A 12,049-nucleotide genomic window follows, 5' to 3' on the forward strand; every position below is an offset into this window, starting at 1 on the left:
CCTCTCTAGGATTTCCCACTGCCCGTTTGTGCCCGCTGCAAACGATCCCAAACTGCTGCCCACTCGCTGGTTTGTGGGGGAGCTTCAAACAGTAAACAGGTACAGGCCGTTTCATCAAACCGATGCAACACAGCGTATAGGTCATGGGCATACGCTTCGGCAGCTACAGGGGCGGCTTCCCAATGACTGGCTTCAGGCACCTGCGTGATACTCCAAACCGCCGCTTGCGCACGTTGCGGATGGGTTTGAATATCCGTAATAGGTAGGACATATAAAGGTTTGCGTGGCGCGTAATGCGCGGCCAAGTTACCAGAAACCCGCTGCGTCATCTGGCTCGGCTCGGTACACGGTAGGCCTGTTAGGGCACTAATCGCCGCCGCTGTAATCGCACCGCGACGCAGGAGTTGCGGTTGCGCTTGGGTGCAATCAATAATCGTTGATTCAATCCCAATCTCGCATGGCCCACCGTCTAGAATCAGATCGACTTTATTCCCCAAGTCATGGGCAACGTGCGCGGCCAAGGTGGGGCTGATGCGCCCAAACGTATTGGCTGATGGCGCCGCAATCCCAGCTTGTGGATTGTATTTGGCAAACGCCTGCAAGAGCCGCAGCGCGACAGGATGATTGGGGCAACGCAAACCGACAGTAGTTTGTCCGCCAGTAACCGCTAATGGCACCCAATCTTGTTTGGGCAGAATGAGCGTGAGCGGGCCAGGCCAATAGTGTGCAGCCAGTTGCTGCGCGTAGGCCGGAATGGCTTGCGCCCATTGCGTTAAATAATCCGTAGAAGGAATATGGACAATGAGGGGATGATCGGCCGGACGCCCTTTTGCAGCAAAGATTTTAGCCACGGCGGCGGGATCAGCGGCATTCGCACCGAGACCATAGACCGTCTCGGTAGGCAAAGCAACGAGCCCACCGGCTTGCAGGCATTGCGCAGCCTGCGCGATGGTGGCGTCATCGACCAACGGCAATGAACGCGGTTGACTCATCCAGCAACAGCCGCAGATTCAATACCCAGCGCCTGCGCAATTTCGAGGGCACGGGCCAAGGCCTCATCACGGGTGCTGCCAAGCACGTTGATATGCCCCATCTTACGCGCACGCCGAGCTTCGCTTTTGCCATACAGATGCAGCTTGGCTTGATTGTATTTCAGCGTTTGCGCCCAGTCAGGCTCGGTAGCTTGGGTTACCTCGCCTTTAAACCAAACGTCGCCAAGAATATTTAGCATCACTGCAGGGGTATGCAGGCGGGTACTGCCTAATGGTAAATTGGCCAGGATACGCGCTTGCTGTTCAAACTGGCTGGTCACCGCTGCATCCAGGGTGTAATGCCCGCTGTTATGGGGGCGCGGCGCCATTTCATTCACCACCAAGGAATTATCTGCCAGCACAAAAAACTCCACGCAGAGCACGCCAATGTAGTTCATGTGTTTGACGATAGTCAGTGCCGCTTGCTTAGCCTGCGCCGTCATTTCGTCACTGACCGCGGCAGGAATTAAGCTGGTGGCGAGAATGCCATGGCGATGGATGTTTTCTGCGACGGGATACACCACCATTTCGCCATTACGTGCCCGTGCCACAATCACCGACATTTCTTGTTTAAGGGGCAGGCGTTTTTCTAACACGCACGGCACCTGACCCATGCTGGCAAATGCAGCTTTGGCTTCGGTCACATCAAGAACGCGAGCCTGCCCTTTACCGTCATACCCGAGCCGACTGGCTTTGAGAATCGCCGGAAACAGGTTGGGATCGACAGCGTCAAAATCCGCAGGGGTTTGAATCACGGCATAGGGCGCGACAGGGATGCCACAGGACTGTACAAAGGATTTTTCGAGTACCCGATCTTGCGCCACCTTCACGGACTCCGCTGCTGGACTCACTAGACAATAATCGGCGAGGGTTTGCAAGGCTTGCGCCGGTACATTCTCAAATTCGGTCGTGACCGCCGCGCACAATTGCCCCAGTGTGGCAAGCGCCTCCGCATCCAAGTAGTCAGCTTGAATATGTCGATCCGCCACCGATCCAGCGGGACTATCATTGGCAGGATCCAACACCGCCACTTTGTAACCCATGCTTTGTGCAGCCATACAAAACATGCGGCCTAATTGGCCACCGCCTAATAAGCCGAGCCAAGCGCCAGGGGGGATCATTGAGGTGTTGGACTGATTCATATCATTTACAAGTTTTTAAACTATGCTGCATACCCTACCAATTCAAACGATGGCAGAGGTCATTCAGCAATCGGCAAAGTCATCGCGCGTGCAGCCTCGGTCTGCTTAGCGCGAAAGGCGTCAAGTTTTTTTGCCAACTCGTCATCTGTGGTCGCCAACATGGCAATCGCACTCAAAGCCGCATTGGCCGCCCCGGCTTCACCAATCGCAAAGGTGGCGACGGGGATGCCTTTGGGCATTTGTACAATCGAGAGTAAAGAGTCTTCACCGCGTAAATACTTGGAAGCAACGGGCACACCGAACACGGGCACAATCGTTTTTGCTGCGATCATGCCTGGCAAATGCGCCGCGCCACCTGCGCCCGCGATAATGCCGCGCAAGCCACGGGCTTTTGCGCTCTCGGCATAACGAAACATGTCATCGGGCATACGATGTGCCGAGACCACTTGTGCCTCATACGGTACGCCAAATTCTTTCAGCATATCCACCGCATGCTGCATGGTGGCCCAGTCACTGTTCGAGCCCATGACCACGCCAATAAGGGGAGTTTGAGTCATCATCGCACCGCAATTGAAGTTAAATTTGTACCACTGATTGAAATCTGTGTCGCTGCTACTGCACCCGATACCGTACTGACGTTATTAACGACATAAACCAAGGTGGAACTGGTGGCATACAAACGATCATTGGCGGTATCCAGCGCGATCCGATAAATTGCGGGAACGGGAAACGTAATCGTTTTAGCGGGGACTGCTGCGCCGTTCACCGTACTGGCATTGTTATAGACATGCACGCCGCCCGCATCACTGACATAGAGGCGGTTATTGGCAGCATCGATTGCTAGCCCGCCGTATGTATTCTGTGAAGAAAGCGTGATCGTTCGACTGGGTGCGGTTACGCCATTCATCGTCGCTGCCCCGTCGAAAACAAAAACAACATATAGCGGGCTGCTCGGCTGTGATGCAAGAACATAAGCGATATTTCTGCCCACATCAACAACCAGACTAAAAAGCGAATAACCGGTCGCGAACCCCGTAACTTGACGATTCGGGGCAGCTAGACTTGCCGTGCTGGCATTATCAAAGACTCGGATTCCTGCCGAGATATCAGCGGAATAGAGTCGGTTGTTGATCTGATCTAAAAAAACTGAGATATAACCCGTTGCGCCATTGGCGACAATCCGGCTCGGTGCAGTATTACCTGTCGCTGTACCGATATTGTTAAACACAACGATGCTTGATCCATTGGCAACGTAGAGACGATCATTTGGGCTATCCATAAACATGTCGCCCTGGTAAGACAAGAGTTGAGTCGCGGCGCCACTGAGTAAGCGATCGATAGCCAGTGTACCCACACTCGGGTTCCGATTCACCACAGAAGCAATCGTGCTAGAGGTCATGTCCCGAATAAAGACATTGCTCGCCGTCGCACCACTGCTGCTACTAGAGCCAGACGAGCTACCGCCACCTCCACCGCCACAGGCAGCAAGCACAGCCACCATGCAGGCTATAACAAATTGTCTCATCTATCACTCTCCAGTTACTTGATACGTTGTATCAAACGAGGGTCCGCCCTGTAATACGCTGTAGTGCTTCACGGTACTTATCTGCGGTTTTTTCAATAATCTCGGCAGGCAGTGCTGGCGCAGGCGCTGTTTTATTCCAGTGGCCCTGTGCGCAGACGTCTTCAAGATAATCACGCACAAACTGTTTATCGAACGATGGCGGGGAAATCCCCACTTGGTAAGAATCGGCAGGCCAATAGCGCGAGGAATCTGCGGTCAGCACTTCATCCATCAAATGCAACACGCCTTGTTCATCGAGACCAAATTCAAACTTGGTGTCGGCAATGATAATGCCATGTTGTGCGGCAAAATCGGCAGCCTTGGTGTACAGCTCAATACTGATCCGGCGAATCTGCTCAGCCAGCGGTTGACCAATGCGTGACACCATATCCGCAAGGCTGATGTTTTCATCATGTTCGCCCAAGTCGGCTTTTGCGGCAGGGGTGAAAATGGGTTCAGGTAATTTCTGGGCAAGTTGTAAACCTACAGGCAATTGAATGCCACACACGGCGCCCGTCTCTTGGTAATCTTTCCATCCTGAACCAATCAGATAGCCCCGTACTACCGCTTCGACCAAAATAGGTTTGAGCCGTTTGGCCACGACAGCACGGCCCTGCACCTGCGCAATTTCATTTGCCGCAACAACTGTTTCCGGGGCAATGCCCGTTAAGTGATTCGGGACCACCTCGGCCAATTGGGCAAACCAAAAGTTGGCCATTTGGTTGAGTACCTTACCTTTATCGGGGATGGGTTCATTCATCACCACATCAAAGGCCGATAAGCGATCGGTGGTGACAATCAAAATTTTGTCATCACCCACAGCGTAGTTATCACGGACTTTGCCACGGCCCAGCAGGGGCAAGGAGGTGAGCGTAGATTGATAGAGCGCCATATAGGGTCTTTCAAATAAAAAAGGCGTGCTGGCGATTCAGCACGCCATGGTGTAAGACAACTTAATTAACCACTTGTGCCAACTCACCTTTGGTATATTTCTCGGCAACCACGCTGAGGCCCAGGGGTTTGATTTTGCTCGCTTGGCCAGCACAGCCAAACTGCTCATAGCGCTGTTTACAAATCGCCTTGGCCGCTTGCATCGCGGGTTTGAGGTATTCGCGGGGGTCAAATTTACCAGGATGCTCAACAAAGAACTTACGAATCGCGGCGGTCATCGCCAAACGGATATCGGTGTCGATATTGATCTTACGAACCCCGTATTTGATCGCGGTTTGAATTTCTTCCACGGGTACCCCATAGGTTTCTTTCATGTCGCCACCATATTTGCGAATTTCTTCGAGCAAATCTTGCGGCACACTGGATGAACCATGCATCACCAAATGCGTATTCGGGATGCGGCGGTTAATTTCTTTAATGCGCTCAATCGCCAAAATGTCGCCTGTGGGCTTACGCGTAAATTTGTAAGCGCCGTGGGAAGTACCAATGGCAATCGCCAATGCATCCAATTGGGTTTGTTTCACAAAGTCAGCAGCTTGTTCAGGGTCCGTCAGTAACTGATCATGCGTCATGGTCGCGTCAGTCCCATGGCCATCTTCTTTGTCCCCTTTCATGGTTTCGAGTGAACCGAGACAACCCAACTCACCTTCGACGGTAACACCAATCGCGTGGGCCATCCGCACCACATCTTTGGTCACCGCGACGTTGTAGTCATAGCTCGCAATCGTTTTGCCATCGGCTTCTAAAGAACCATCCATCATCACGCTGGAAAAACCGAGGCGCATGGCTTGAATACAGACTGCGGGGGACTGTCCATGATCTTGGTGCATGACGACAGGGACGTGCGGATAGCTATCGACCGCAGCTTGAATCAGGTGCTGTAAAAAGGTTTCGCCTGCGTATTTGCGCGCACCCGCAGAGGCTTGCATGATGACCGGGGCATCCAACTCAGACGCGGCAGCCATAATGGCTTGCACTTGTTCCAAGTTGTTCACGTTGAAAGCGGGAATGCCATAGCCATTTTCAGCAGCGTGATCGAGCAATTGGCGCATGGATACTAAAGGCATAATGTTCTCCTAAACAAAAATAGTTAAATAGCTCTCATTCAAAATTAGCGATGACCCACCTGAACAATCTTCAGCGAATTGGTGCCACCAGCCTGGCCCATGGGTTCGCCCACCGTCAAGACGATGGTGTCACCGTGCGCCACTTGTTCTTTTTCCAGCAACAACAGCTCGGCTGCACGCAACACAGCATCACGATCAAAAGACTGGGATAAATTCAGTGTGCGAACATTCCGATAGAGTGCAAGCTTGCGCTGGGTTCCTACATTTGGGGTCAATGCATAGATTGGCATCGGCACATCATGGCGGCTCATCCAGAGGGCGGTTGAGCCAGATTCAGTCAAGGCCACTATCGCTTTCGCTTGTAGGTGATAAGCGGTAAACAGTGCGCCAAACGCAATCGATTGATCGATACGGGTAAAACGGGCATTCATGAAATCATTGTCGAGCACGGAAGCATAAGATTTCTCTGCTTCAAGGCAAATGGCAGCCATCGCTTCCACGGTTTCAATCGGATATTTCCCCGCCGCAGTTTCAGCCGAGAGCATCACCGCATCTGTCCCATCCAAGACCGCGTTGGCAACATCAGAGACTTCGGCACGCGTCGGCACCGCATTGACGATCATGGACTCCATCATTTGGGTTGCTGTAATCGCCAGTTTATTATTTTCACGCGCCAGTTTGATCATGCGTTTTTGCAGTGCTGGCACCGCTGCATTGCCGACCTCAACCGCCAAATCACCCCGAGCAACCATAATGCCGTCGGATGCCTGCAAAATTTCATCCAAGCGGGGAATCGCCTCAGCGCGCTCAATCTTGGCAATCAGCCCAGGCTTATGACCTGTGCCTGTCGCGGCAATCGTTGCAAGCTGCCGCGCCATTTGCATGTCAGTGGCATTTTTCGGGAAAGAAACGGCGATATAGTCGGCCCCTAAAGCCACGGCCGTTTTGATATCTTCCATGTCTTTTGCGGTCAAAGCCGGCGCAGATAAACCGCCGCCTTGTTTATTGATTCCTTTGTTGTTAGAGAGTGTGCCGCCAATTCTGACCCGGGTATGAATTTCACTGCCCTGCACTTTTTCAACCACCAGTACAATCAGGCCATCATTCAACAACAAAACATCGTTAGGAACCACGTCTCGCGGTAGCTCTTTGTAGTCTAGGCCAGCGCGAGTTTGATCGCCCAGCTCACATTGGGCATCAAGAATAAAGGCAGCCCCGGGTTCCAGCTCGACCTTGCCATCAGCAAATTTACCAACGCGGATTTTGGGCCCTTGCAGGTCAGCCATGATCGCGATTTCGCGCCCCACCACCTTGGCAGCTTCCCGCACGCGATTAGCGCGATCAATATGATCTTGCGCTTTGCCGTGCGAGAAATTCAAGCGCACCACATCGACCCCCGCCGCAACCATACGCGTGAGCATTTCCAGCGTATCGGATGCAGGCCCGAGGGTCGCTACTATTTTGGTCGCACGAGGCATGACACTCTCCTGATTAAGCTGCGGTAGCACGGCGAGCGCGGCACGCCATTACTGCGCACGCGCTTCTAAGATGGACACAGCGGGCAAGGCTTTACCTTCTAAAAACTCTAAGAATGCGCCACCGCCGGTAGAAATATAATCGACTTGCTTTTCAATGCCGAACTTGGCGATGGCCGCGAGTGTATCGCCGCCGCCCGCAATCGAAAAGGCTGAAGAGTGGGCAATCGCCGCTGCTAGCATTTTCGTGCCGCCAGCAAACTGGTCATACTCAAATACCCCAACCGGGCCATTCCAAACCACTGTGCCTGCGCCAGCGATAATGGCGGCAAGTCGGGCAGCTGTTTTGGGGCCAATATCTAAAATCATGTCATCCGCAGCGACCTCGCCCGCAGCGACTTTATTGGCCCGCGCCAACGCGGAAAATTCATTGGCAACCACCACATCTTCAGGAATCGGCACGTCTGCACCGCGTGCTTGCATGATGGCAATGATTGCTTTCGCTTCGTCAATCAAATCGGGTTCCGCCAAGGATTTACCAATCGGATGCCCAGCCGCCAGCAAAAAGGTATTGGCAATCCCGCCACCAACAATCAATTGATCCACTTTCTCTGCCAGCGACTTCAAGATAGTCAGCTTGGTGGACACTTTAGACCCCGCCACAATCGCAACGAGCGGGCGCTTCGGTGCATGCAACGCTTTCCCTAACGCATCTAATTCCGCCGCCAATAAGGGGCCAGCACAAGCAACAGGCGCATATTTGGCAATGCCATGTGTGGTGGCTTCAGCCCGATGCGCTGTCCCAAAGGCATCATTCACATACACATCGCAAAGCGTTGCCATTTTTTGAGCGAGTGCGTCATCATTTTTCTTTTCGCCTTTATTACCTCGACAATTTTCCAGCAACACCACTTCGCCGGGATTCACGGTAAACCCGCCATCCACCCAATGTTGAATCAGCGGGACTTTTTTTCCAAGCAATTCGGCAATCCGTGCTGCAATCGGCTGCAGCGAGTCTTCTAGCTTGAGCTCTCCCTCTGTTGGGCGCCCCAAGTGAGAGGTGACCATCACGGCGGCCCCGCCTTTCAACGCTAATTCAATTGCGGGTAATGAGGCCCGAATGCGGGTATCATCGGTAATCCGGCCCGCGTCATCTTGTGGCACATTTAAGTCAGAACGAATCAAAACACGTTTACCCGCGACATCTTGTTCAGCGAGACGGAGGAATTTCAACATCAGTGTTCCCTGTTTAAAATTATCGAGAATGGCAAGAATCTACGGCTAGCCGTGCAGGCAACTGCAGCCAGAGAGGGCCGTTACCTTAATCCTCAATTATACCTTGAGCCACCTAGACCATGAAGCCCGCCCTCGCCACCAGCGATGCACCAGCCAATAAGCCGAAGCGCGCACCCCAGCCACAACAGGTGCAAGCAGGCAATGGCTGTCGTTGGTTAATTTGGGGTGGGTTAGGGGTTGTGACGGTCATGGGCTATGTCTTGGATTGGCGCCCTACCCTGATTTACCGTCATGCACTACAAGATCAGTGGTGGCGCTGGATAACCGCCCATTTCACGCACTTTGACATCGATCACTTGACCCTGAATTTGGTTGGCACCGCTCTAATCGTCTGGGCCTTTGGAGCCATTGTGTCGTGCCGTGTTTATCTGTGGAGCATGACGCTTTCGCTACTGGCAGTTGACCTCAGCCTCTGGTATCACAACGCAGACTACTATGCCGGATTTTCAGGCGTCTTTTATGGTGTTCTGGCCGCTGCGGTGCTCTGCTTGGCAACCCGGCCCGAGCCACGCTTAAAAAAAACAGGCCAGCTTTTGCTTGGCCTGCTCGTTTTGCGCATGCTAGTAGAAGTGGGGTCGCTTAACCCGATTACCCACGCCTTTAGTATTTTTCATCCGGCCCATACTTGGGGGTGTCTAGGCGGCGTTATTGGCTGGCTTATGGCGCACAGGAAACACAACGGTGCCATGTAGTGCAGGCTCATCAACGCTGAGCCTGCCCCGCGAAACATCACGCTCATTCGGCGCGATAACGGCGAATCATGAACCGAACCATCGCCGCGAGCACCAGCATAGCCAGCAGAGTTTCCCATGACAAGCTGCCGCCGCCCCCACCACTGCTGCCACCGCCAGCACTCGGCGCAGGCGTGCCAGCGGGGTTGACCGTAATATTTACCGTTTGAGTCGCACTATTGGCGGTCCCATCCGTCGCGTAGTAACTCAGGGTGTAACTGCCGGCTGTCACCCCCGTGGTATTCCAGCTAAATGCCCCAGTTGTCGTGTTAAAGACCGATCCGGCAGGCTTAGCAGTGTCTACATAGGTGACCGTGTCGCCATCCACATCTGTGGCAGAAACCGTAAAACTCAGTGTATTTCCCACATTCACGGTTTGCGTAGCAGTTGCTGCTGGGCTGGGCGCAGAGTTAACCCGGACTGACGTCGTTGCCTGCGCGGTAAACCCATAACTGTCGGTCACCGTTACGCGAAAACCATAGGTTCCAGTCCCAGGGGCTGTAAAGGTTGGCGACGCAGCGGTCGTAGAACTCAAGGTCACCGCAGTGCCACTAGTCTGAGTCCATTGATAGCTGCTAATGGTTTTTCCCGCATTACCGGCACTGGCGGCCGCACTTAAGGTTACCGTGCCGCCAGGTGCGACCACCTGGTTACCCCCGGCGCTCGCGGTTGGCGGCGGCGTCAAGCTGTTCGCTTGGGTCAAACTGGCCGACGCGTCTAATAAACCACTGCCGCAGTTATTGGCATTGGCCCCACCAGGTGCGCAGAAGGTACCGGCGGGATGCGGCCGGGCATTTGATTGTAATAAGGATAGAACCTGGGCCGGACTGGCATTCGGTAACACCGACTTAATTAAGGCCGCGACACCAGCAACATGTGGTGTGGCCATACTCGTCCCCTGGTAATTGCCATAGGTGTCACCAACTGGATTAGTCGTACCACTATCGAGCGTGGAATAAACGCGGAATCCTGGCCCCAGAATGTTAGAGCCATTTCCACCGCCTGGCCCGCTGATTTTCACGGTGGTACCATAATTCGCATACGAGGCATTGTCACCATTGATTGCGTGGGCCGTAACGGCAATTACCCCATTACAAGTTGCTGGGGTTTTGACCGTGTTACCATCATTGCCCGCTGCCACGGCAATCACACGACCAGAATTTACTATGGCGGTCACTGCCGCCTGCATCGCCGCATCGCAGGTGGTACTTGAGCCACCCAGACTCATGTTCAATACTTGGGCGGGGTTGCTGTTGGCGGGCACGCCAGCAACTGAAAACCCTGCAGCCCAATACATGCCATCGATAATGTCTGCGAAGGTTCCGCCGCATTTACCCAGCACGCGCACCGGTAAAATTTTGACGTTCGGGGCGACCCCAATACCGCCGGTTGTGTTGGCTACCTCGGCGATAGTTCCTGCAACGTGCGTTCCATGCCAGCTACTATTGGTTACGGTACAGCCAGCAAAGGTACCCGCAGCGCTCTCCCCTGCTGTAATCCAGTCGCCCGGGTCAGCCGGGTTATTATCGCGGCCATCACCATCATTCGCTGTCGCCGTACTCGTAATAAAATCATAGCCAGCCAAGGTGTTGGCGACTAAGCCAGCATGCGGACGAATCCCTGTATCAAGCACCGCGACCACCACACTGGTGCTACCCAAGCTGATATCCCAAGCAGTAGGAAGATTGGCACCGCCGACGGTCGTATTCCCTGAGAAACTCGCAGTTGGGGCAAAGTAGTGCCATTGGTTGGTGGCATAAGCTGCATCCGCTGGGGTATAGGTAGGACGCGCAATCAGATTAGGAACCGCATACTCAACCTCGGGCAGTTGCGCCAGTCGTGACGCTGCAGCGACCCAGTCACTGTAGCTGAGTGTGGTTTTACTATTCCCAAACACCATTGCCCCGGCAGCCATATCACGCTCAAAGTTGAGTGCGATACCTGCCGTACTCAACAAGGCATTCATGGCAGCAGGACTGACTTGCCGTGAAGCTACGGCCTGGGTAGAGACGCTTTTGAGTTTAACTATTAGCCCTGCCGCTTCAGGACCTTCGGAGGCTAAATTTACTTTCCCTTGTGCAGTCAAGTCTGCCGCCCGTGCTACTCGCGCTGGATTGGCAAATAATTGCGTCATACTGGCTAAGCCAACGGCCATCACTAACAGGCCCGCTTGCCACTTCAATCTTTTAGTCATCTTACCCCCTGCTTTTAATTAACCTATGAGTCGAACCACCTACCACCATCCATTTATTTACTCGGCCAAGCACGGCCATTTTTCACTGCATATTCAATTCCCGGGCTTTTTGCCAATTGCGCCATCACTCCGTCTAGATCCGAGTTGGCAACCGTAATCCCGTACAAATAGTTATCCCCTGCCATTGGCCGAATCAGATAAATTTTGGCCACAATGGCTGAATCAAGATTCGCGAATAACTTCTTATCGCGTGGATTCGCTGGGTTGGTCCTAAACTTAACAATCAGCTCTTGCCCTTTATGTTGGTCATAGTCAGCGAGGGGGAGCTGGGGTAATTGATTCTGAGAGGAGTGGTCATCCCCTACAGCACTACACCCACTGACGAGCAACCCCATGACGAACATCAGCATTCCACCTCGGCGACATTGTTGCAGCAGACCTATCATGAACACTCCCCAGCTATCAACCTTACTCATCATCGTTGGCATTTCTCAGTGTCTCACTCATACACTACCGGTGAATGACAGCGACACGATCACGTTAAGACAACCCCATGCTTACATCAGTTAGCCATAGGATTGTCGCACGCATGAGACTG

At 53.3% G+C, this 12,049-nt stretch carries 11 protein-coding genes; 1 reads left to right on the plus strand and 10 read right to left on the minus strand.

Going from position 1 to position 12,049, the window contains the following annotated elements; genetic code table 11:
* Positions 1-5: 5 nt before the first annotated feature.
* From DU000_RS05775 to DU000_RS05810, 8 genes are all read right to left on the minus strand, one after another.
* Positions 6-992 (minus strand): L-threonylcarbamoyladenylate synthase, encoded by a 987-nt coding sequence (locus tag DU000_RS05775; RefSeq protein WP_114402411.1) that lies wholly within the window; start codon positions 990-992, stop codon positions 6-8.
* Positions 989-2,173, minus strand: coding sequence for a 5-(carboxyamino)imidazole ribonucleotide synthase (locus tag DU000_RS05780; RefSeq protein WP_114402412.1), 1,185 nt, complete (start codon positions 2,171-2,173; stop codon positions 989-991). The genes DU000_RS05775 and DU000_RS05780 overlap by 4 nt, the downstream gene beginning before the upstream one ends.
* 59 nt (positions 2,174-2,232) lie before the next feature.
* On the minus strand, positions 2,233-2,733 hold the full coding sequence (gene purE / locus DU000_RS05785) for a 5-(carboxyamino)imidazole ribonucleotide mutase (protein ID WP_114402413.1): 501 nt from the start codon (positions 2,731-2,733) through the stop codon (positions 2,233-2,235).
* Positions 2,730-3,698 (minus strand): YncE family protein, encoded by a 969-nt coding sequence (locus tag DU000_RS05790; RefSeq protein WP_147266968.1) that lies wholly within the window; start codon positions 3,696-3,698, stop codon positions 2,730-2,732. The genes purE and DU000_RS05790 overlap by 4 nt, the downstream gene beginning before the upstream one ends.
* Positions 3,699-3,729: 31 nt before the next feature.
* Complete coding sequence (locus DU000_RS05795; protein ID WP_114402415.1) at positions 3,730-4,629, minus strand: phosphoribosylaminoimidazolesuccinocarboxamide synthase; 900 nt, start codon at positions 4,627-4,629, stop codon at positions 3,730-3,732.
* A gap of 61 nt (positions 4,630-4,690) precedes the next feature.
* Positions 4,691-5,755, minus strand: a complete 1,065-nt coding sequence (gene fba, locus DU000_RS05800; RefSeq protein WP_114402416.1) for a class II fructose-bisphosphate aldolase — start codon at positions 5,753-5,755, stop codon at positions 4,691-4,693.
* Positions 5,756-5,799: 44 nt separating this feature from the next.
* Positions 5,800-7,233 carry a pyruvate kinase gene (pyk, locus tag DU000_RS05805; protein WP_114402417.1) on the minus strand — a complete coding sequence of 478 codons (1,434 nt, stop codon included), beginning with the start codon at positions 7,231-7,233 and terminating at the stop codon, positions 5,800-5,802.
* Positions 7,234-7,281: 48 nt separating this feature from the next.
* Positions 7,282-8,466, minus strand: a complete 1,185-nt coding sequence (locus tag DU000_RS05810; protein WP_205074020.1) for a phosphoglycerate kinase — start codon at positions 8,464-8,466, stop codon at positions 7,282-7,284.
* Positions 8,467-8,585: 119 nt separating this feature from the next.
* Between DU000_RS05810 and DU000_RS05815 the strand changes: the two genes are divergently transcribed.
* Positions 8,586-9,218, plus strand: a complete 633-nt coding sequence (locus tag DU000_RS05815; RefSeq protein ID WP_114402418.1) for a rhomboid family intramembrane serine protease — start codon at positions 8,586-8,588, stop codon at positions 9,216-9,218.
* Between the two features lie 43 nt (positions 9,219-9,261).
* On the opposite strand, the gene DU000_RS05820 is transcribed toward DU000_RS05815, so the two are convergent.
* Complete coding sequence (locus DU000_RS05820) at positions 9,262-11,451, minus strand: S8 family peptidase (protein WP_114402419.1); 2,190 nt, start codon at positions 11,449-11,451, stop codon at positions 9,262-9,264.
* A 53-nt stretch (positions 11,452-11,504) separates the two neighbouring features.
* The gene (locus DU000_RS05825) at positions 11,505-11,897 is read right to left on the minus strand and encodes a hypothetical protein (RefSeq protein WP_147266969.1); all 393 of its coding nucleotides are present in this window, start codon (positions 11,895-11,897) and stop codon (positions 11,505-11,507) included.
* Positions 11,898-12,049 lie beyond the last annotated feature (152 nt).

This window comes from Parvibium lacunae (assembly GCF_003335215.1).
Lineage (GTDB): Bacteria > Pseudomonadota > Gammaproteobacteria > Burkholderiales > Burkholderiaceae_D > Parvibium > Parvibium lacunae.

What these genes read in the sequence shown, in the direction of transcription:
- DU000_RS05775 (WP_114402411.1), bottom strand. Translation starts at nt 992, where the DNA reads ATGAGTCAACCGCGTTCATTGCCGTTGGTCGATGACGCCACCATCGCG.
- DU000_RS05780 (WP_114402412.1), bottom strand. Translation starts at nt 2,173, where the DNA reads ATGAATCAGTCCAACACCTCAATGATCCCCCCTGGCGCTTGGCTCGGC.
- purE (WP_114402413.1), bottom strand. Translation starts at nt 2,733, where the DNA reads ATGATGACTCAAACTCCCCTTATTGGCGTGGTCATGGGCTCGAACAGT.
- DU000_RS05790 (WP_147266968.1), bottom strand. Translation starts at nt 3,698, where the DNA reads ATGAGACAATTTGTTATAGCCTGCATGGTGGCTGTGCTTGCTGCCTGT.
- DU000_RS05795 (WP_114402415.1), bottom strand. Translation starts at nt 4,629, where the DNA reads ATGGCGCTCTATCAATCTACGCTCACCTCCTTGCCCCTGCTGGGCCGT.
- fba (WP_114402416.1), bottom strand. Translation starts at nt 5,755, where the DNA reads ATGCCTTTAGTATCCATGCGCCAATTGCTCGATCACGCTGCTGAAAAT.
- pyk (WP_114402417.1), bottom strand. Translation starts at nt 7,233, where the DNA reads ATGCCTCGTGCGACCAAAATAGTAGCGACCCTCGGGCCTGCATCCGAT.
- DU000_RS05810 (WP_205074020.1), bottom strand. Translation starts at nt 8,466, where the DNA reads ATGTTGAAATTCCTCCGTCTCGCTGAACAAGATGTCGCGGGTAAACGT.
- DU000_RS05815 (WP_114402418.1), top strand. Translation starts at nt 8,586, where the DNA reads ATGAAGCCCGCCCTCGCCACCAGCGATGCACCAGCCAATAAGCCGAAG.
- DU000_RS05820 (WP_114402419.1), bottom strand. Translation starts at nt 11,451, where the DNA reads ATGACTAAAAGATTGAAGTGGCAAGCGGGCCTGTTAGTGATGGCCGTT.
- DU000_RS05825 (WP_147266969.1), bottom strand. Translation starts at nt 11,897, where the DNA reads ATGATAGGTCTGCTGCAACAATGTCGCCGAGGTGGAATGCTGATGTTC.